General features: G+C 58.4%; 15 protein-coding genes. 10 read left to right on the top strand and 5 right to left on the bottom strand.

The window, feature by feature from the left end; genetic code table 11:
* Window positions 1-14 precede the first annotated feature (14 nt).
* The 3 genes from Poly24_RS06455 to Poly24_RS06465 all read left to right on the top strand — a co-directional run bounded on the left by Poly24_RS06455 (window position 15) and on the right by Poly24_RS06465 (window position 3,123).
* Window positions 15-1,274, top strand: a complete 1,260-nt coding sequence (locus tag Poly24_RS06455; protein WP_145092128.1) for a beta-ketoacyl-[acyl-carrier-protein] synthase family protein — start codon at window positions 15-17, stop codon at window positions 1,272-1,274.
* A gap of 123 nt (window positions 1,275-1,397) precedes the next feature.
* The gene (locus tag Poly24_RS06460; RefSeq protein ID WP_145092132.1) at window positions 1,398-1,658 is read left to right on the top strand and encodes an acyl carrier protein; all 261 of its coding nucleotides are present in this window, start codon (window positions 1,398-1,400) and stop codon (window positions 1,656-1,658) included.
* A gap of 28 nt (window positions 1,659-1,686) precedes the next feature.
* Window positions 1,687-3,123, top strand: a complete 1,437-nt coding sequence (locus Poly24_RS06465; RefSeq protein WP_145092135.1) for a phytoene desaturase family protein — start codon at window positions 1,687-1,689, stop codon at window positions 3,121-3,123.
* Between the two features lie 34 nt (window positions 3,124-3,157).
* On the opposite strand, the gene cysK is transcribed toward Poly24_RS06465, so the two are convergent.
* On the bottom strand, window positions 3,158-4,093 hold the full coding sequence (cysK, locus tag Poly24_RS06470; RefSeq protein ID WP_145092138.1) for a cysteine synthase A: 936 nt from the start codon (window positions 4,091-4,093) through the stop codon (window positions 3,158-3,160).
* Between the two features lie 236 nt (window positions 4,094-4,329).
* On the opposite strand from cysK, the gene Poly24_RS06475 reads away from it, so the two are divergent.
* Together Poly24_RS06475 and Poly24_RS06480 are read left to right on the top strand one after the other, a co-directional pair.
* The gene (locus tag Poly24_RS06475) at window positions 4,330-5,181 is read left to right on the top strand and encodes an RluA family pseudouridine synthase (RefSeq protein ID WP_197452372.1); all 852 of its coding nucleotides are present in this window, start codon (window positions 4,330-4,332) and stop codon (window positions 5,179-5,181) included.
* A gap of 265 nt (window positions 5,182-5,446) precedes the next feature.
* Window positions 5,447-7,414, top strand: a complete 1,968-nt coding sequence (locus tag Poly24_RS06480; protein WP_197452373.1) for a DUF4838 domain-containing protein — start codon at window positions 5,447-5,449, stop codon at window positions 7,412-7,414.
* 59 nt (window positions 7,415-7,473) lie between these two features.
* Here Poly24_RS06480 and glmM read toward each other — a convergent pair whose 3' ends face one another.
* Window positions 7,474-8,823, bottom strand: coding sequence for a phosphoglucosamine mutase (glmM, locus tag Poly24_RS06485; RefSeq protein ID WP_145092148.1), 1,350 nt, complete (start codon window positions 8,821-8,823; stop codon window positions 7,474-7,476).
* A gap of 205 nt (window positions 8,824-9,028) precedes the next feature.
* On the opposite strand from glmM, the gene Poly24_RS06490 reads away from it, so the two are divergent.
* From Poly24_RS06490 to Poly24_RS06500, 3 genes are all read left to right on the top strand, one after another.
* Window positions 9,029-10,864, top strand: coding sequence for a phospho-sugar mutase (locus tag Poly24_RS06490; protein WP_145092151.1), 1,836 nt, complete (start codon window positions 9,029-9,031; stop codon window positions 10,862-10,864).
* Window positions 10,865-11,317: 453 nt separating this feature from the next.
* Window positions 11,318-13,075 (top strand): divalent metal cation transporter, encoded by a 1,758-nt coding sequence (locus tag Poly24_RS06495; protein ID WP_145092154.1) that lies wholly within the window; start codon window positions 11,318-11,320, stop codon window positions 13,073-13,075.
* Window positions 13,072-14,430 (top strand): excinuclease ABC subunit UvrC, encoded by a 1,359-nt coding sequence (locus Poly24_RS06500; RefSeq protein ID WP_145092157.1) that lies wholly within the window; start codon window positions 13,072-13,074, stop codon window positions 14,428-14,430. Before Poly24_RS06495 ends, Poly24_RS06500 begins: the two co-directional genes overlap by 4 nt.
* 191 nt (window positions 14,431-14,621) lie before the next feature.
* Here the strand turns inward: Poly24_RS06500 and Poly24_RS06505 are convergent, their stop codons facing one another.
* Complete coding sequence (locus Poly24_RS06505; RefSeq protein ID WP_145092160.1) at window positions 14,622-15,056, bottom strand: hypothetical protein; 435 nt, start codon at window positions 15,054-15,056, stop codon at window positions 14,622-14,624.
* A gap of 300 nt (window positions 15,057-15,356) precedes the next feature.
* On the opposite strand from Poly24_RS06505, the gene Poly24_RS06510 reads away from it, so the two are divergent.
* A complete protein-coding gene (locus tag Poly24_RS06510) occupies window positions 15,357-16,433 on the top strand; it encodes a Gfo/Idh/MocA family protein (protein ID WP_197452374.1) in 1,077 nt (358 codons plus the stop codon).
* Window positions 16,434-16,445: 12 nt separating this feature from the next.
* On the opposite strand, the gene Poly24_RS06515 is transcribed toward Poly24_RS06510, so the two are convergent.
* Window positions 16,446-17,183, bottom strand: coding sequence for an alpha/beta hydrolase (locus tag Poly24_RS06515; RefSeq protein ID WP_145092166.1), 738 nt, complete (start codon window positions 17,181-17,183; stop codon window positions 16,446-16,448).
* Window positions 17,183-17,494 carry a SelT/SelW/SelH family protein gene (locus tag Poly24_RS06520; protein WP_145092169.1) on the bottom strand — a complete coding sequence of 104 codons (312 nt, stop codon included), beginning with the start codon at window positions 17,492-17,494 and terminating at the stop codon, window positions 17,183-17,185. The genes Poly24_RS06515 and Poly24_RS06520 overlap by 1 nt, the downstream gene beginning before the upstream one ends.
* Window positions 17,495-17,612: 118 nt before the next feature.
* On the opposite strand from Poly24_RS06520, the gene Poly24_RS06525 reads away from it, so the two are divergent.
* Window positions 17,613-20,879, top strand: coding sequence for a PSD1 and planctomycete cytochrome C domain-containing protein (locus tag Poly24_RS06525; RefSeq protein WP_145092172.1), 3,267 nt, complete (start codon window positions 17,613-17,615; stop codon window positions 20,877-20,879).
* Window positions 20,880-21,198 lie beyond the last annotated feature (319 nt).

Consider the following 21,198-nt stretch of genomic DNA (forward strand, 5'->3'; position numbering starts at 1 on the left):
CAAGAGAGATACATGTGACCGCCGCTGACAGCTCTTTCCAACTGCCTGACGAACAACGGATCGTAATCACCGGGATCGGTTTAACCGCCCCCAATGGCAACGATTGGGGCACCTTTCGCGAAGCGTTGCTTTCGGGCCGCAGCGGTGTGACCAACTACGAGATCCGCTACTTTGGCAAAACCTTGGCCGGTGTCTGCGACTTTGACGCCCAACGCCACCAGAGTCGCAAGGACATCCGTCGCGGAACCCGCGCCGGCAGCGTTGGGATCTATGCCGCCAACGAAGCGATTTTGCACAGCGGGATCGATTGGGCGAACACCGACAAATCAAATGTTGGGGTCTATCTTGGCGTCACCGAACACGGAAACGTTGAGACCGAAAACGAAATCTACGAGATAAAAGGCTTCGATTACGACACCAAATATTGGTCGCACCATCACAATCCGCGAACGGTCGCCAACAGCCCGGCGGGCGAAATTGCCCTGAATATGGGGATCACCGGGCCGCATTACACGATCGGTGCCGCATGTGCGGCGGGTAACGCCGGGCTGATTCAAGGCGCTCAGATGTTGCGGTTGAACGAATGCGATCTCGCATTGGCGGGGGGCGTTTCCGAAAGCATCCACACCTTTGGGATCTTCGCCGGTTTCAACAGCCAGGGCGCATTGGCGACGCATGAAAATCCCGAGCTTGCCTCGCGGCCGTTTGACGTCGATCGCAATGGCATCGTCGTCGCCGAAGGGGGCTGTGTTTACGTGCTCGAACGTTTGTCCGATGCACGTCGTCGCGGTGCGGAAATCTATGGCGAATTGGTCGGCTATGCAATGAACACCGATGCCACCGACTTCGTTTTACCCAATCCTGAACGACAGGCCCAATGTGTGGCGAAAGCACTCAAACGGGCGGGCATGGTTCCTGATCAGATCGATATCGTCAGCACGCACGCGACCGGTACCAGCAGCGGCGACGCGCAGGAGTGCTTGGCGTTGCGTGAGGCGTTTGCGGGCTGTGAAAATGTCCACTTCAACAACACCAAAAGCTACATCGGCCACGCGATGGGGGCTGCGGGCGCGTTGGAACTGGCGGGAAACCTTTCAGCGTTCAAGGATTCCATCTGCCATCCCACGATCAACGTTGACCAATTGGATCCTGCCTGCGAATTACCAGGGCTGGTGCTCAACGAACCGAAGCGGTTGGATGACGTGCAATACGTCTTAAATAACTCCTTTGGAATGCTTGGAATCAATTCTGTCGTGATCATTCGCCGGTTTTGATTGATCAAGCCTGTTGAGAATTGAGTGAACCCTTTATGATGCGTCGGTGCCCTGCGCCACGATTTCCACCCACGAGGCGGACCAGCGGTCCGCGTTTGAAAATATCCAGGAGAAAAGGACGTTATGACGCCTGAAGACATTCGCGAAGAGATTATCGACATCCTCGGCGACATCGCTCCCGATGAGGATCTGAGCAATTTAGAGGATGCCAAGCCGTTCCGTGAACAGCTGGAACTCGATAGCATGGACTTCCTGGACATCGTGATGGAGTTGCGTAAGCGGCACCGTGTGCAGATTCCAGAAGAAGAGTACGGTCAACTGGCAAGCATGCAGAGCACCGTGACCTACCTGGAACCGAAGATGAAAGACATCGTTCGCAGCTAGCGAATCCCTTCCTGTAAGCCAATCCGCATTGTCTACGGCCCAATCCCCCACCGATCCGCCGCGTGAAGACGTCTACGACACCATCATCATTGGTGCGGGGATGTCTGGGTTGGCCGCAGGCATTCGCTTGGCCTACTTCGACCAACGTGTTTGCATTCTCGAGAAGCATTACACCATCGGCGGCTTGAATTCGTTCTACCGCCAAGGGGGCCGCGATTACGACGTCGGTCTGCATGCGGTTACGAATTTCACCGAGAAGGGAAGCAAACGTGGTCCGTTGGCGAAACTGCTGCGTCAGCTGCGCTTCCGCTGGGACGATTTTCAATTGGTCCCTGCGGTCGGATCGGCGATCCGCTTTCCCGATGTCGAACTGAATTTTGGTAACGACATCAAAATTTTGGAAGCGGATGTTGCTAAGCAGTTCCCGCATCAGAAGGACAATTTTCAGAAACTGCTCGCCCGGCTGCTCGACTACGACGACCTCGACGAGGCGTCGTTTAATGTCTCAACGCGGCAGGTCCTGGAAGAAACGATCACCGATCCTCTATTGATCGAAATGCTGCTGTGCCCGTTGATGTGGTATGGCAATGCTCGTCAGCAGGACATGGACTTTGGCCAGTTCTGCATCATGTTCCGCGCCTGCTACATGGAAGGCTTCGCCCGTCCATTTAAAGGCGTCCGATTGATCCTGAAGAATCTTGTCCGCAAATTCCGTGGGCTGGGTGGGGAATTGAAGCTTCGCAGCGGAGTCGAGCGGATTCATGTCGAAGGGGATCACGCCGTCGGCGTGGTGCTGGACGACGGGACGGAGATTCGCGGCAAGCGAATCCTTTCATCGGCCGGCCAGATCGAAACGATGCGGTTGTGCGACGACATCACGCAAGTCGACGTTGCCCGTGCCGGGCAGTTATCGTTTATCGAATCGATCTCGATCCTCGACCGTCAGCCGAAGCAGATCGGATTCGATCGGACGATCCTGTTCTATAACGACAGCCCGCGATTCCACTGGGAACGACCGGAAGGCACGCTTTGCGATCCACGCACCGGCGTCGTCTGTTCACCCAACAATTACCTGTACGACGATTCGGATGGCCAATTGCCCGATGGTGTGATTCGAATCACGACGTTGGCCAATCACGACCGATGGTGCGCGTTATCGGAAGAGGATTACCGTCGGCAAAAGACGGTTCAATACGATGAAGCGATCGATGCCGCGGTTCGGTTCATGCCCGACTTTCGGCGTCATGTGATCGATACCGACGTTTTTACGCCCAAGACGATCCGCCGGTTCACCTGGCACGACAACGGCGCGATCTACGGCGCTCCCGATAAGCAACTCGACGGACAGACACACCTGTCGAATCTGTTCCTGTGCGGTACCGATCAGGGCTTCGTCGGGATCGTGGGAGCGATCGTCAGCGGGATCTCGATGGCCAACCGCCACTGCTTGACGTCGTCGCAGTGACGGTCGGTCGAACCGGCCATTGGGCGTTGCTGATTTATTGGTCGCTGAACAGCGGCGTGCTCAGGTAGCGTTCGCCCAAGCTGCACATGATCGTCACGATCCGCTTGCCTTGGTATTCCGGGCGAGCGGCGATTTGCTGAGCGGCCCACATGTTGGCTCCGCTGCTGATCCCGGCCATGATCCCTTCTTGCTTGGCAAGTTGGCGTGCGGTTTCAAACGCGTCTTCGTCATCGACCAGCACCACGTCATCAATGATCGACATGTCCAGGTTGCCAGGGATAAAACCAGCGCCGATGCCTTGAATTCGATGCTTCCCGGGCGCCCCGCCGCTGATCACTGGCGAATGCTTGGGCTCGACAGCGATGGCTTTGAAGTTCGGATTGACGCTTTTCATGTATCGCGACACGCCCGTGATCGTGCCGCCGGTTCCCACGCCTGCGATCAAGACATCGATGTCATGGCCGCTGTCTTCCCAGATCTCTGGGCCGGTAGTCGCCTCATGAATCGCGGGGTTTGCCGGATTTTCAAACTGTTGTGGCATCCAAGCGTTGTCCCCCTTTGCGACAAGTTCTGCTGCTTGGTTGATCGCACCTTTCATGCCTTCGGCGGCGGGGGTCAAAACCAGGTTGGCACCCATCGCACGCAGCAGTGCGCGGCGTTCGACCGACATCGATTCGGGCATCGTCAGCGTCAATTTGTAGCCTTTGGCGGCACACACGAAGGCCAGCGCGATCCCCGTGTTGCCGCTGGTCGGTTCGATGATGTGCGTTTCCGAATTCAGGGTCCCCGACTTCTCCGCAGCTTCGATCATCGCCACGCCGATCCGGTCTTTGACACTGTTGAGCGGTTGGAAGAACTCACACTTGGCAAACACCGTCGCTTGATCGCTGGGGATCAGGCGGTTGATTTGAATCATCGGGGTGTCGCCAATAGCTTGCGATGCATTGGCGTAAGTTTTTCCGCGCGGCATGTGGAGGGTCCTTTACGAGAGTTCGAACAACAGACAATTTGCGATCTCACCAATCCGGCGCAGATGCACCCGACAGCCAACGGCAAGCCCAAATATCAATGGGTATCGTCGGCATCACGGCGGCCGGACTTCGGCGAATTCGTTCCGTTTCTGCCAGTTATACCACTTCTTGCCACCATGAATATCGTTCAAAATCATTTCACCCTTCCCAGTTCCCCTGCTTTCCCCTGAGATCCATGGCCACCCGAACCTTGCCCAATCCGTCGCAGCCGACCGGCTTGCTGGCTCACCTGATCGCGACGCTCCGCGACACCAAACGCACGCGTGTGAAAGAGATCCTGCGCAGCGGTTTGGTCCACGTTAACGGAGCCTCCGTGACGCAGCATGCGACCCCTGTGGGCCCCGGCGATACCGTGGAGATTCGCGACCAGCGGGCGGTCGTCAACCGCGTGTTGCCGTTTGACGTGCTGTTTGAAGACGCCTCGATCCTTGTGATCAACAAACCCAACGGAATGCTAACCGTCGGCAACAAGCACGAGAAGAAACGAACTGTCGAAGCGATTGTCAATCAATCGCTCGCAGCGCAGCGTCAGCGTTGCTATATCGTCCAACGCCTCGACCTCTTTACGTCGGGCGTCCTTCTGCTCGCCAAAACGGAGGTCGCCCAAAAGCAGATCCAGACGAATTGGGGTGCTTCGACAAAGATTTACCACGCGCTCGTTGAAGGCTTCCCCAAACCGCCGCACGCGACCCTCACTCACTTTTTGAAGGAGGACGAGCGATTGGTCGTCCACGCCTCTACAGCGAAAACTCCCGACGCCATCAAAGCAACGCTGTCGTATGAAACCCTGAACGCGGGCGACGCCCATACGTTGCTTCGCGTCCAACTGAAAACCGGCAAGAAAAACCAGATTCGTGCGCAGATGACCGCCATCGGGCACCCCATTGCAGGCGACGCGAAGTACGGCGCCACCACCAACCCACTGGGACGCCTGTGCTTGCATGCGTCCAGCCTTTCCATTCGACATCCGAAAACTCAGCAACGGTTATCGTTTGAAGCCCCGATTCCCGAAGGGATGGATTTCTAAACGTTCAGCAATGATTTCAACCCGAACCGGTCGTACAATGGTCGGGTTGGCGAACCTTTCAATGCGGTTCTTCGTGACGTATCGAAGTGAACGCGAGTCGACTTGGTCGATCGCAGCACGCCCTGCATCGAAGTTGCAGGATTCGTGTGCGTCGACTTGGGGACGATGAATGGTCATTTCAAATACGACAAGCGTTTAATGGGCAACTCGAATCATGAATCGAATCCGAAACCGGGAGTTGCGAGTGTCCATGCATCGATTCGCTATGAAGTCATCGATCGTCGCAGTTTTTGCGTTGATTTCTTTTGCCTGTCGGGGGGCGGCAGCCCAGCAGACGGCGCCGGCAAGCATCGTGCTTGTCAAAGATGGCCATCCAATACACAACATGATCTGCCTGCCAAACGACGAAGCCGATCCTACGGCCGTGATGGCGTTGAAGGAGTATCGAGACTTGGTGGCCAAGGCGACGGGAACCGAGCCAGTCCGCGTTGCCGAGCCGGTGGAGGGAACGCCGACTATCTTCTTCGGACGCAATCCCTGGTCGGATAAGGCGGGCGTGACGGCGGCGGGGCTGGATTCGGAAGGCTTCCGTATTCGCACCGTGGGGCAGGACATCCATATCGTCGGGCGAGATACTCCCGGTGCCGGTGCGCATCGCGTTACCGGCAGCATCGGGATGGAACCGGGAACGCTGTTTGGCACCTACGCGTTTCTCGAACGCGCGTACGGAATGCTGTTCGCCTGGCACGATGATCTGGGGACGATCACACCGCCTCAGAAGGACCTTGCAATCGAGCCGATCGATCTGACTGACGCTCCCGATTGCATGTATCGGCAGTTCACAAAGTCTCCCGCCGGACTGGCGAATCAAATCTATGGTCGCCGGCTGCGGCTGGGGCATCCGATCGATGTTCGCCACGAACACAACTGGCATCGCGTCATGTCGCCCGACGTCTACGGCAAATCGCATCCGGAATGGTTTGCGGAAATCAATGGCAGACGCTACCCAAAACACTACGCGGAGAAACGAGGTGGGCAGGTTTGTACCAGCAATCCGCAAGTCGTCGAACACTTCGCCAACGCCGCGATCGAATACTTCGACAAGACGCCGAACTCCCAGATGTTTTCGATTGCCGCCAATGACGGTCGGAAATTTTGTGAGTGCAGAAAATGCCTAGCTCTGGACAGCGGCGACGTTCGCCCCGATGGTCGCCGGATCACCACCGATCGCATCCTTACGTTCAGCAATCAGGTGGCCGAGCGGGTTTCGAAGGAACATCCGGACAAGCGGCTGGGAGTGATCATCTACCTCGATTGCAAGTATCCGCCGAAGCGAGTGAAACCGCATCCGATGTTATTTCTCGTCCATCCGACCAACAGCGGTTTCAGCCAGGGAGCGTTTTACGAAGGGGACCGCTGGTCTGAAGCGGCGATGGAACGCGGCTGGCATCGGGCGGCCGGGACGTTCTACAAATACGACATCTGGCACTACGATCAGACGCCGCTGTACATGATTGCTCCGGTCACGAAGCACTTGATCGAAAAGTGCCGCGCACAGCAGACGCATGGAGTCGACGGCGGATACCACTACATCGCCCGGTCTTATGAACTGCTCGGCGCCGGTCACTATCTTCTGGCGCGGCTGATGTGGGATCACGACTTTGATGCCGAAGCCGCCGAGCGCGACTACTATTCCGCGCTCTACGGTGTCGCCGGCGAATCGGTGAAGGCGTATTACGATCTACTGGAATCGCAGCTTGCAAAAACCTTTCGCGAGGGACCGGGCGATGCCAACAAGGAACCGATGATCGCTTCGTTCTTCAACCGCTACCCGGGAGCGAACAATCCGGGCATGTATCTTGCCGCCTATTGGCCCATCGCGGCACAGATGAAAGATCGGATGGACCGCATCTACTTTGACAATCGCAAACAGATGTCGAAGGACGAACTCGACAGGCTGCACCGCTTGATCAATCACCACAACTACACGCTGCACACGGTCAACGCGATGGTCATGGCCGGTCGGGGGCTCACGAAAACGGCAACCGTCGCTGACCGCAAGTCGTTTGAAAACTCCAAATCGAAACGCGACGCAGCCATCGAAAAGATCAAAGCCTACCGTCCCTTCTACGCCAAACTAATCTCCGATATGGATGCCACCAGCCATACCGGAGTCATCTACGGCAAGAAGCCGACGATCGAAGTCCGAGCCCCCTCGGACTTCAATCAGTAGTCATAAGAAAGTCGAACCGGAGCGGCAGAATCCTCTACAAGCTCCATCTGGTAGAACGTTTAAGTGCAGGCGTTGACGATCTGTTCGGCTCGGTCGCAGAGAGCTTTCGCTTCGTCGAGCGTGGGGGCTTCGGCGATGAAGCGGACGATCGGTTCGGTGTTGCTGCCGCGGACCAACAGCCAGCGGTCGGACCACGATAATCGTAGCCCATCGATCCGGCTGACCTCTGCATCGGGCAGCTCCGCCGCAATCTGGTCCATCGCTGCCGGAAGCGCTTCGCGGCCGATCTCCGCTTTCGCTTTGTAGATCTCAAACCGCGGCAGTTCCGCCGCCAGTTCAGCTATCGATTTGCCGCTGGTCGCCATCAGCTCCAAGACGTGAGCCATACCGACAAAGCTGTCGCGAACATATCCGACGGCTGGATCGATCGGGCCGCCGTTTCCTTCGCCGCCGTAGACCGCCGCGCGAGCGATCATCATGTCGGCAACGTTCGCTTCGCCGACGGCGCTGCGATACGGAGTCGCTCCGGCGTCGATCGCCACCTGCTGCGACATGCTGCTGGTCGCCAGATTGATCACGATCGGGCCAGGCTGTTTCATCATCGCCCGCTGAACGCACATCGCGACGGTGTATTCTTCACCGATGAACTTGCCAGCGGCATCGATCAACGCCAGTCGGTCGGCGTCGGGATCTTGGCAGAAACCGACGTCGCAGCCTCGGCTCTTGATCGTCTCGCAAACGCCTTGCAAATTTTCGGCCAGCGGTTCGGGAGGATGGGCAAACAGGCCGTTGGGCTCGTCTCCTAATACGATCACTCGGCAGCCGAGCGCTTCGAGCAGCCGCCGTCCCAGCGTGCTTCCCGATCCGTGGTTGCTGTCCAAGACGACGGAGAAGTTCCGTTTGCGGATCGCTTCGACATCGACAGTCGCCAACACGGCGTCCAAGTGCGATGCGTGCGGATCGTCGATAGCGCAGCAGCTGCCCAAAGCGTCGGCCGCCTTCCACGAGATCGAATCGTTCAGGTACAGCTCGCGGACCTTGGCTCCGCTGGCAGCATCCAACACGCGGCCGGCGGCGGAGAAGAGTTTTATGCCGTTGTAGGCGGGAGGATTGTGGGATGCGGAGATCTGGACGGCTCCGGCCGCATTAAACTGTTTCACCAGCACGCCGACGGTCGGCGTGGCGGCGACGCCGGCGTCCAACACATCGCGGCCACAGGCGACGACCGCCGCGGCGGCCAGATCGCGCAACATCGGTCCGCTGGTCCGGCCGTCGTAAGAGAGGACGACGGGGCCCGGTTCGGTCAATTGGTTGCAAAAAGCTGCCAAATAGCGGGCTGCCACCGGCGGAGTCAGCGTCTCCCCGACAATCCCTCGCAATCCGCTGACGCTAATAATCAGTTCCGACATCTTTTCGTTTTACCCTTTTACTAATCTCAGCTTACGAGTCCGCCCGGCTGCTGGTTGCCAGCCCCAATACCCAGGCTTTAGAATCTCAGCAGACTGAAGTTTTCAGCCTTTTTTCAACTTGCAATCCATTGATTTTGCCACGGCCCGGCAATCGAACCGCTACCCCCATCGGGTCACCTAACAAACGAAAGAATACGCGATCCCCATGACACAAACAGCCCCCACGATCACGGTTGAAACGGCGCTTGCACAAATCGCAACAGCTCATACCGCGGGCAAATTGACCGCCGGTGCCGTCGAGAATCTCCGCGCGTGGCTCAGCGAAGACCGATATGCCGCTTATCGCAACGATATCCTGCGGCACATCGAAGACGAAAAGTGGCAAAAGTTGGACGACGTCTTCTGGACGATCATCCCGTTCGGCACCGGTGGCCGTCGCGGGCGGATGTACGATTTTGGATCCAACGCGATCAACGACCGCACGATCGGTGAAAGTGCTCAAGGGCTGGCGACTTATGTCAAGCAACAGCACGAGGGTTCGGCCAGCGGGCTGTCGTGTGCGATCGCTTATGACACGCGGCACAAGTCTCGGCATTTCGCCGAATTGTGCGCCGGGATCATGGTCGCCAACGGCTTTAAAGTCTACTTCTTGGACGACTATCGCGCCACGCCGCAGCTCTCCTTCGCCGTCCGCGAAAAGCACTGCAGCTGTGGCATCATGGTCACCGCCAGCCACAATCCACCAAGCGACAACGCGGTAAAGGTTTATTGGTCGACGGGCGGTCAAGTTCTGCCGCCGCACGACAAAGCGATCATCGATCGCGTGATGTCGACCGACGCGATCGAAGTCGTTGCGTTTGCCGACGCATTGGCCGACGGACGCGTCGAGATCTGCACCGAAGAGATCGACAAGGCGTTCACCGACAGCGTGACAGCGTGCAGTTTCAGCGGCCCGCGCGACGCGAAGATCTTGTTCACGCCACTGCACGGCGTTGGATCGGCTGCGGTCCTGCCGGTTCTGGAACGCATTGGATTCTCCGACGTCGAAGTCTTCCAACCGCACGCCGAACCAAGCGGCGATTTCCCCAACGTCCCCGGGCACGTTTCCAATCCCGAGAACAAACAAGTCTTCGACGCGCCGATCGAACAAGCCAGCAAAGAAGGCTTCGATCTCGTAATGGCAACCGATCCCGATTGCGATCGCTTGGGATGTGCGGCCCCGTTGACGACCGAAGCGGGCAGCCCTTGGGCGACGCTGACCGGCAACCAGATCGGCGCGTTGCTGACCGATTATGTGCTCAGCAGCCGCAAGGCCGAAGGGAGCCTTTGCAGCGACGATTACATCGTCACCACGTTGGTCACCACCGCGATGGCCGGCCGGATCGCCGAACATTACGGCTGCCGCTGCGAGAACAACAACCTCGTCGGATTCAAATACATCGCTGGCGTGATGGATCGCGAAGGAGCCGACAAGTTCGCTTTCGGCTTCGAAGAATCGCACGGCTACCTGATCGGTAAATACGCCCGCGACAAAGACGCTGCGGCGGCCTGCATGTTGATGAGCGAATTGGTGGCGAAGCTGAAGAGCGAAGGAAAAACGATCCACCAGCAGCTCGATTCGCTCTCGCAAACCCATGGCCTGCACGCCGAGCATCTGATCAACGTGATGATGGAAGGTAGCGAGGGAATGGCGCTGATGACCAAGTTGATGGCCAAGTATCGCCAGGATCCGCCCAAGGAGATCGGCGGCATGAAGGTCGCTCAGGTCCGCGATTACACCGCCAAGACGATCACCGCAGCCGACGGTTCGACGTCGCCGTTGGACGGTCCCGACGGCGATCTGGTGATTTTGGATCTCGACCAGTCGGGGAACTACTTCGCCGTTCGCCCGAGCGGAACCGAGCCGAAGGTGAAATTCTACGTCTTTACCTATCTGCCACCTGAAGAGTCGCAAGATCTGCCAGCGGCCAAAGCTAAGCTCACCGATCGCTTGGCGGCGATGGAAGCCGACGTCCGCGCGTTCGCCAAGACCGTGTCGTAGTCGTCGCTCGCGTTGCCGACGTCAAACGATAGAACAACGATGGAGAGGCCGCTGCCCGACGCAGCGGCCTCTCTTTATTGGAGCGGTCCAGTCCGACAGGTCGCTCGCAACGGCCAGCAGTTTCCCCAAAACGCATCAAAATCGAGGTGCGACCACGTCTCGCGTTCTCGACATCCCCCAAGTATTCTGCAACACTTGAAGCCGATCCACAAAGAAATCCCCACCCAATAAGAAGACCGCCCAGCGCGGCTCGGCGGGGAATTTCGGTTGGTCGCCTTTCGCTCGTCGAAAGCGCGCTCAACTAACAGCGATCATCGTTCCCTGACTTCACGATCTGGCCGCGAACTTTACGAGTCGCGTGCATTCGTGGTGGCGCGAACGACATTCCCTCTCCAAAACAGGCAGGCAGAGAACGCCTGCCCCCCACGTATACATAACCCTCGAAAGAATCGAATGAGCGAAACCGAAGTTGCGCCGCCGGCCGAATTTGGAAACCCTGTCGACAAAGTCCATACCGACCGCGAATTTCTGAAACAGGCCGCCGCTGAAGGCCGCCTGCTGTCGGCGTTCGTTCGACTCTCCGGCCCCGGTTGGTTGCAGAGTGCGATCACGTTGGGCGGTGGTTCGCTGGCCGGAGCGCTCTTCTTGGGCGTGCTGGGCGGAACCAGCATGATCTGGTTGCAATTGATGGCGATCACGATGGGGGTGATCATGCTTTCGGCGATCAGCTACGTCACACTGTCGACCGGACGCCGCCCGTTCGAAGCGATCAACACCGAGATCAACCCGGCGCTCGGCTGGGGTTGGTTGATCGCGACGATGATGGCCAACATGATCTGGTGTATGCCTCAGTTCAGCCTCTGCTACGACGCGTTGGACAAGAACCTGATGCCGCTGGCGGGCCAGACTTTAGGTGAAGACATGGGGGCGAAGCGAACCGTTTCGTTGATCCTGTTGTTCGCCGCCGGATTTGTCGTGTTGCTGAATACGCGGCGCGGAGCCGCTGCAAAACTGTTCGACATCACGCTGAAAGCTCTCGTCGGAATGGTCGTGATCTGTTTCTTTGGCGTCGCGATTCTGTTGGGCGTCAAAGGAGAACTCGATTTCGCTGCCATCTTCTCCGGCCTGATGCCCAACTTGAACCAATGGGGCCAACCGACGGGCGATCTAGCGGCGATGGTCGCCAGTCTTTCGGAGCAAGGCCAATCGTTCTGGACCAACCGTTTGGTCACCGAACAACGAGCGGTGATGATCGCCGCAGCAGCGACCGCGGTCGGCATCAACATGACCTTCCTGTTGCCTTATTCGATGCTCTCTCGCGGCTGGGACAAACCGTTCCGCGGCCTGGCTCGCTTCGATTTAGCAACGGGTATGGCGATCCCCTACATCCTCGTCACCAGCTGCGTTGTGATCGCGGCGGCATCGACGTTCCACGGCAAGATCGACGACCAATTGGCCAGTAGCGATCTGTCGGTGATGGAGCAGAGTCCGATGTTCGACGCGGTCAAAGGATCGTTGATCGCTCGCGTCGACCAGCAGCTCGGCGACGCGGCGGCGGAAACATCCGAAGCCGACAAATTGGCGATGATCGCTCAATTGGATGTCACCGAAAAGAAGCTCGCCTCGACGCTCGTCAAACGCGACGCATTCCAATTGGCCGACACGCTGGCACCGCTGTTGGGCGTTTCGCTCTCCAAGCTGGTCTTCGGTTTGGGCGTCTTCGGGATGGGATTCTCGACGATCATCATTCTGATGCTGATCAACGGATACGCCTTCCGCGAAATGTTCAATCAACCCGACGGAACGTTCCCGTTTGTCCTGGGTGTTGTCTCGGCGGGACTGTTCGGTTTCTCGTGGATGTACTTCTGGGCTGGTGGAGCGAAGTTCTGGTTGGCGATTTTCACTTCCAGCTTCGGCATGATGCTGCTGCCGATCGCCTACATCACATTCTTCTTGATGATGAACAGCCGCCGGATTCTGGGGGACGAAAAACCGACTGGCGGACGGATGTTGCTGTGGAATGTGTTGATGATCTTCTCGGTCTTGGGAGCCCTGGCGGCTGCCGCAACCGCGATCTACGACAAAGTGACCGACAAAGCCAATCCAGTTGCGGGACAAGCCATCTTGGGCCTGTTGGTCGTATACTTGATTGCGATTGCGATTGGTTTCTTTGTGCGTAAGAGCAAACCGACTAGCCCAGGAATGGAATGAGCGAGAACTCAGAGTCTGCAAACAATGCTCCCGAATCGGGAGCCGAGCTCGGCTTTGAGTACGCGGCCGCCAAGGTCCGCACGTTTCCACAAACTCCCGGCGTCTATCTGATGAAAGATGCCGCCGGGCGGGTGATCTATATCGGCAAGGCGAAGAATCTCCGCAGCCGCGCCGGCAGCTACTTTCTGAAAGCGGCGGCCGAGGAGCAGCGGACGGCCGACTGGATCGGCGAAATCGCCGACATCGACTTCATGGATTGCGATTCCGAAGTCGACGCGCTGCTGATGGAATCGCGGCTGATCAAAGACATTCAGCCCAAGAACAATAAGGACCTCAAAGACGACAAGACCTTCCCGTATCTAATGATCACGACGCGGGAGGAGTTTCCGCGGATCGAGGTCACGCGGGAACCGCGCGATCGCGGCGTCAAGCTGTACGGTCCCTTCCCCAGCGCCGGAGCGCTGCGCGGTGCGATCCAAGTGCTGCAGCGGATCTTTCGCTTCCGCACCTGTTCGCTGGACATCAACGAAGGGGACGAGCGTTGGAAGTGGTTCCGTCCCTGCCTTTTGGCCAGCATCGATCAATGCACGGCCCCCTGCAATCTGCGGATCAGCAAAGAGGATTACCGCCAGGACATTCGTCGTCTGCAAACCTTCCTCGACGGCGGCAGCAAGAAACTGCTGAACGAACTGCGCGGCGAGATGATGGAAGCGAGCAAGGCGTTGCAGTTTGAAAAGGCGGCGAAGTTGCGCGATGAAATTCGGATGCTCGAAAAACTGGATGAGCGAGGCGATCTGGAAACTCACGCGCAGCCGGAAGTCTTTTACGTCGATCCCAAGAAGGGGCTGACCGGACTGCGGAAAGTCCTCTCGTTGAAAGAGACGCCGCGGGTGATCGAAGGAGTCGACATCGCGCATCTCAGCGGCGGCGAGACGGTCGCCAGCCTGGTCCAGTTCATCGATGGGCTGCCGTTTAAGCCGGGCTATCGCCGCTTTCGGATCAAAGACGTCAAAGGGATCGACGACTTCCGCAGCATCTATGAAGTCGTCTCGCGGCGTTTCCGCAGTCTCAGCGACAACCAGGAGAAGTTCCCCGACATCCTGTTGATCGACGGCGGCAAGGGGCAATTGAACTCCGCGATGGCCGCCTTCCGCGATCAAGAGATCACGCCGCCGACCGTGATCTCGTTGGCCAAGCGAGATGAAGAGATCTTCGTGCCGGGAGAGTCCGAACCGATTCGGCTGAGTCGCAACGCGTTCGCGCTACGGTTGCTGCAATACGTCCGCGACGAATCGCATCGCTTTGCCCAGCACTACCATCACATCCTGCGCAGCAAATCGACGCTGGATCGTTAGGCGTATCCGTCGGATGGGATCGTCGGTTTTGCGAAACCGTTTACCATCGGCCGAGATGAAATTCTTGAGGGATCGAATGAGGACGCGTCGGTCCCACGCTTGAAAGCGGAAGAGGGACGCGAGGCGATTATGAGGCGCAGATCCGTCGCGGGTACGGGGCTGCGCCGTATCGATCCCGGCAGAAGGTTGCGTTAGATGTCAGTGCCGGTCAGCGAGACATCGCTTTGTTCCGCGTAGGGGTTGGTGCGAACCAAGCCGTTCTTTCGCGTCGTCTTGCTGGCGGGGAGGGTGGATGAACCTGCGGTGCAGCTGTTGCAGTAAGGGTTGTGCTGCGGTGGGTTGACGAAGTCGGGGGCGAGGCGGCCTTGGTAGGTGCTCGGGGCGGTAACCTGTGGTAGGGCTGCGAAGGGGCTCATGCCATAGGGGCGGACGTGGCGGTTGCCATAATAGACCGGTGGGTGGAGAGCGAAGTAGGGTGGCGTCGCCACGCTGGATCGGCTCTGGATGCCGTACGGTTGGTAGCTGCCGAAGTAGCCCAGGTTGGGATAGCCGACGGCGGACGCTGGAATCGCGATCGATCCCAACAAGAGGAACAGCGCGGCGGTGAAGGTGGATCGTCGAGTCATGGTGGAGAGTTTCCTGTTGCGATACCAATGGAGAGGTCCAAGGACGCACAGCCCTTGCTTTCCTTCACGTTAGTTACGGGGTGGAGGCAATTGAAGCTTCCACCACCGATTCTGCTCTCCTTTGCCCCGATCGACCGGTGGGATCGTAGCGATTGTGACAAATGCATCGCGCCGCGCGGGCAGGTATACTGCAAATTCTTGCAAGTTCGACTGGCCAGTCGCCATTTGATTCTCGGGCGCCTCGAACATCAACGCTTCGCTTTTTCCCCAACACTTCCGATCCTCCATCGATCACGCACCATGAATTCCACTCGACGAAGTTTGCTCACAACGACCGCTGCCGCAGCGGGTGCTCTTGCGTTTCCGTATGTCGCCGGTGCGGCGGAGCCCGCAAAAATTCGAATCGGACAGATCGGCACGAAGCACGCGCACGCGTCGGGCAAGCTGGCGGCGATGCGGAAATTGAGCGACCTGTACGATGTCGTGGGCGTTGTCGAACCGGACGCGCAGCGACGACAAGCGATCGCAAAAAACGAGGTCTATCGCGGGCTGCGGTTCATGTCCGCCGAAGAGTTGTTGAGCGATCAAGGCGTTGCCGCGGTGGCGGTCGAGACGTCGGTCGACGCTTTGGTTCCGACGGCGATGCAATGCCTGCAGGCGGGAAAACACATCCATCTCGACAAGCCCGCCGGTTCGTCGATGTCGGCTTGCCGCGCGATGCATGCCGAAGCCGATCGCCGCGGGCTGACGATTCAGATGGGCTACATGCTGCGATACAACCCCGCCTTCGAGATGCTATTCCAAGTCGTCCAGGACGGTTGGCTGGGACCGATCACCGAGATCAGCGGAATGATGGGCAAGATGGCAAGCGATCCGCTGCGGAAAGAATTAGCAGCCTATCCCGGCGGCGGGATGTTTGAACTGGCTTGCCATCTGATCGATGCGGTGGTCACGGTTCTTGGAAAGCCCGACCGCGTGACGGCTCACAATCGCCAAACCTTCCCCGAGAAAGACAGCTTCGTCGACAACCAGTTGGCCGTCTTCGATTACCCGGCGGCGATCGCCACGATCCGCTGCAACCACCTGGATCCGCTGGGCGGTCCGCGGCGTGGCTTTGAGGTCGCGGGGCAGCAGGGAGCGTTTCAGATCAATCCGTTGGAACCGCCCGCGGTCCGCTTGGGGCTGGACCGTGCGAGAGGTTCGTTTACCAAGGGCTTCCAAGATGTGAAGCTGGAACGGAGCAGCGGCCGTTACGACGACGAGTTCCGCGACTTGGCCAAGGTGATCCGCGGCGAAAAGGCCCTGCGATGGGATTCATCGCACGACCTGGCGGTTCACGAAGCGGTGCTATTGGCTAGCGGGCTGCCGTTGAACTGACAACTCAAGCGGCTAGCTCGCGTTGGCGGCGACGCGTCGCAGCAGTTCGGCGGTCGCTTGCAGCGATTCCATCGGGATCGTGTGAGGTCCGTCGAACCGAATGAACTCAAAATTTGCTGACGATTCGTCGAGCAATTCGCTGAGCCACTGAGCTCCGATCATCGGCAGCACAAAATCGCTATGCCCGTGGCTCTGCAGCGCGTCGACCGATTTCAGTCGATCGGCCGCGACGGCTTTCCACTGGGCTTCGCAGATCAGAGTCCCCGACCACTGGATCAGGCCGGCTGGCGGATTTTTCAGGCCGCGAAGCGCGACGTCCAGCGAGACCATCGCGCCTTGCGAAAATCCGCCGATCACCAAGGGAGCGTCCGTGTCGAAGTCGCCGGCGACCGCTTCGATCGTTTCGGTCAGCATCTGGCGCGCTTCGTCGATCCCCGGCGGTTCCTGGCGTCGCAGTTCGCTGAAGTCGTTCGTTTGGAACAGCTCCATCAGTCGCTGCATGTTCAGGGGCCACCAGGCCCGGCCGCCCGGCATTCCTTGATCGGCGAGCGAGATCGGAGCGGTCGGGAAGACAAAGCGGAATTTTTCGGCGTCATCGCCCAGCATTTCCAGCAGGTATTGTCCCAGCGGGACCAGGTCATCCCCGGGGGCTCCAAAACCATGGCACAAGACGACGGGAATGGTTGGGGCTTCGCCACCATCGATCACGACGCACTGCAGCGGACCGATTTTCTGTTCAAGAGCGGACATCAATGTTTATCTGGGGATTTGGGCAAGGGATCGGGTTTGACGCGGTCCAGATGGCCCAGGTCACGCCCCTGGGCAACGCGGTCGCGAACCAACTGTTTGAGCACTTTGATCTCGGGAAAACCGTTATCTCGGTGGCGATCCCAGATGATATCGCCATTGAGCTCGATCACGAAGCGGCCTCCATCGGTCGGCGCCAGGGCAACTTCGTCCAATTCGGCTTCAAATGTCGTCAGCAGCTCCTGGGCCATCCAGGCGGCTCTGAGCAGCCACCGACAGCCGGTGCAGTAGCGAATTACGATACGATTATTCATGATAGGTCCGGTCCTTTGAAAAACTCTTTATCCGAAAGAGCTATGATCCGAAGGGATTATGTTATAGTGTAAGCCCCAGTTTTATGATTGATTCCGACGCGTCAACGCGAGCCCACCGATGAAACACCTGCCCAGCATTCCTCTTTTAATTTTGCTGTTATGCGTGCTAGCGGGCCCTGCCAATGGGACCGACACGGATCGCCAGGCGATCAAGTTCTTTGAGACTTCGATCCGGCCATTATTGGCCAAACATTGCTACGATTGCCACGGCGACGCCGAACAAGAGGGCGGTTTGCGCTTGGACCACATCTCGTTTATCGAATCCGGTGGTGATTCGGGACCTGCGGTGGTTGCTAGCGAGCCGGACGAATCGTTGTTGATCGAAGCGGTCCGATACGATTCGGGACTGGAAATGCCGCCCGATGAGAAGCTGGCCGACGAAGAGATCGAGCTGCTGGAACGCTGGGTCGCAATGGGGGCTCCTTGGCCCGAAGAGGCTGCGGCGACGAGCGCTCGCGACGAGTTCGGATTCACCGAAGAGGATCACAAGTGGTGGGCGGTGCAACCGGTCGCCGATCCTGCGGTTCCGCAGACCGGAGAGGCTTGGGCGACGACGCCGATCGATCAGTTCATCGCGGAGAAATTGAAGCAAGCCGATCTGACACCCGCTGCCAAAGCGGATCGCTATGAATTGATTCGCCGGGCGACCTTTGATCTGCACGGCTTGCCGCCGACCCGCCAACAGATCGACGATTTTGTCAACGACGATTCTCCCAAGGCTTGGGAGCGTGTGATCGATCGTTTGTTGGAAAGTCCGCGGTACGGCGAACGTTGGGCCCAGCATTGGCTGGATGTCGTCCGATACGCCGAAAGCGATGGTTATCGTCAGGATGCGTTCCGCCCGAAAGCGAGCCAGTACCGTGATTATGTCATCCGTTCTTTCAACGACAACAAACCGTACGACCAATTTGTTCGCGAACAGTTGGCCGGCGATGAGATCGACCCAGAGAATCCTGATGTCTTGATCGGCACCGCATTCCTGCGGCACGGGATTTACGAATACAACCAACGCAACGCGCGGATGCATTGGGAATTGATCGTCAACGAGATGACCAACGTCACGGGAGAGGTCTTCCTGGGCTTGGGAATCGGTTGTGCCCAGTGTCACGATCACAAATTTGATCCGATCCTGCAAAAGGATTATTTCGCCTTGCAAGCGTTCCTCGCGTCGACCTGTTGGCCAACCGATATGCCGTTGGTCGATGGCGAGACGAAAGAGAACCACGATCGGATGCAGGCGGAGTGGGAGCAGGCGACAGCTTCGATTCGCGAGCAGATCGATGCGATGTTGGAGCCAACCTACAAGAGCCGCACCAATGCCGCAGTGAAAATGTTCCCCGAGGACATTCAGCAGATGTTCGCCAAGCCGCGCGAGGAGCGGACGACGTACGAGCAGCAGATGGTGATGCTGGTCGAACGTCAGGTCGCACGGAAAAACGCGGAAGCCGACGGGAAAAAGGCTTTCGCCAAAAAGCCGGAAGAGCTAGCGAAATTCAACGATTTGCAAGCTCAACTGAAGGCCTTTGACCATCTGAAACCTAAGCCATTGCCGACCGGTTTTGTTGCGACCGACGTCGGGCCCGAGCCAGCAGAGACGTTTTTGGTTTCGCGGACCGGTAAGAAGCCGGTCGACCCTGCGTTTCTGACGTTGCTGGGGCAACCCGCACCGGTGATCAAACCGACCGAAACGACCACCGGGCGACGCCGTGTGTTGGCTGATTGGATCGCACGGGCCGACAACCCGCTGTCGACGCGTGTGATCGTCAACCGAATCTGGCAGCATCACTTTGGACGCGGTATCGTCTCCACGCCCAACGATGTGGGGATGTTGGGAGAACCGCCGAGCCACCCCGAGTTGTTGGACTGGTTGGTCCAGCGGTTCCTGGAGAATGGTTGGCAGTTCAAACCGATGCACCGAATGATCATGACCAGCGCCGCCTATCAACAGACGGCGCGGCGCGAGGCGACCGAGCATGAAGAAGCTGTCGACATCGAGAACCGATTGCTTTGGCGATTCCCGCCGACGCGATTGGATGCTGAACAGGTCCGCGACGCAATGCTGGCTGCTTCGGGCGAACTGACTCACCGCGACGGTGGCGGATCGGTTAGCGGAAACACTCCCGTGCGAAGCATCTACGTGAAGAAGATTCGCAACACCCCCGATCCTCAATTGGGGGCTTTGGATGCTCCGATGGGATTCGAATCGGCTCCGACCCGTCCGCAAACGACGACGCCAACTCAGGCGTTGACTTTGGTGAACGGCGATTGGACGTTGAAGCGAGCTGAAGCGATGGGCAAGCGTTTGCTGGCCGGAACGGATTCGATCAGCGCGACGGAGATCGACCAAGCGTATTGGACTGTGTTTGGCCGCCCCGCGTCCGACGCGGAACTAAACATGGCGTTGGAGTTCACGCAGAGTTTGGTTGAGCAGGAATCGCCCACGCCAGAGCCAACCAAAAACGAAAACGATCCGTATCCGGGGGAAACGGGTTTGCGAAGCATTCAAAATGCGTTCGCCAGCGTGAATGGTGTTTCGCTCGGAAGTGGTGCGTTGTGGATCCAACCGGGCAGCCGATTCGAGCGACTGCAACTGAAGGACCTTCCGCTGGGCAGCCGGTTCACGATCGAAGCGATTGCGACCCTCGACCGGATCTATCCCGATGCAAGTGTCAGCACGCTGATCTCCGCATGGAATAGCAACAACAAAACGCCCGGCTGGTCGCTGGGAGTCACCAGTGCAAAGTCGGGCTACCAACCGCGGAATCTGATCGTTCAATTGATCGGACACGACGCCGCCGGGGCGGTGAAGTATGAAGTGGTCGCGTCGGATCTTCGCTTCCCGCTGAACAAGCCGGTCTACGTTGCCGCGGCCGTCAACGCACGCCCCAGTGGCGATGGCAAGTCGGCTGGAACGGTCACGTTCTACATGAAAGATCTGTCCGATCCCAAAGCGAAGATGCAAACCGCAACGATCCCACATTCGATCGTTGGGAACATCAACAGCAAATCGCTGCCGGTTTTGGTTGGCGGACGTCAGGGGAACGGGCATCGCTGGGACGGGCAGGTCGCACGTTTGACGATCGCCGACAACGAGGTTCCCAAGGATCGTTTGATCGTCAACGCCGCCGCGGAAGGAGGTCCGGTCGAACATCTGCTGGACTTCGATTTCAGTGGCGAAGACGGCCAGATGCCCGCTCCGGGAACTGCGTGGGTGACCAGCGAAGCTGCCTTGAAGTCGTCGGAACCGCCGTCGAAGGTCGTCGCTGCGATGCGTGATTTCTGCCACGCGTTGTTCACGTCGAACGAGTTCCTCTATCTGCACTGAGTTTGCGAAGAGAAAGCCCGTCGCACCTCGCGTGCGACGCGCTAGTCACGGTTTTGGCGTAGCTTCGTTCGGGGGCGACATCAGCGACGGATCTGTCGCGCGCTTCGGGGCTTTGGGATGGTTGCGGTTTGCGATCCTGCGGCTTGCGCCGCAGGCTATATGCGATCGCCGCGTCTGCGGTTTGGGAGCGATCGTGCGGCAGGCGCCGGTGCGTCGGTCAACAGCCTGCAATCTTTACGCGCAAAGACCTCTCCGTAGCCGCGGTGGCGGCGGCCGCGTATAGCCTAAAGGGGACAGGCACATTCCTGGCACGCCTGGC

It is taken from the genome of Rosistilla carotiformis, from assembly GCF_007753095.1.
GTDB classification, from domain to species: domain Bacteria; phylum Planctomycetota; class Planctomycetia; order Pirellulales; family Pirellulaceae; genus Rosistilla; species Rosistilla carotiformis.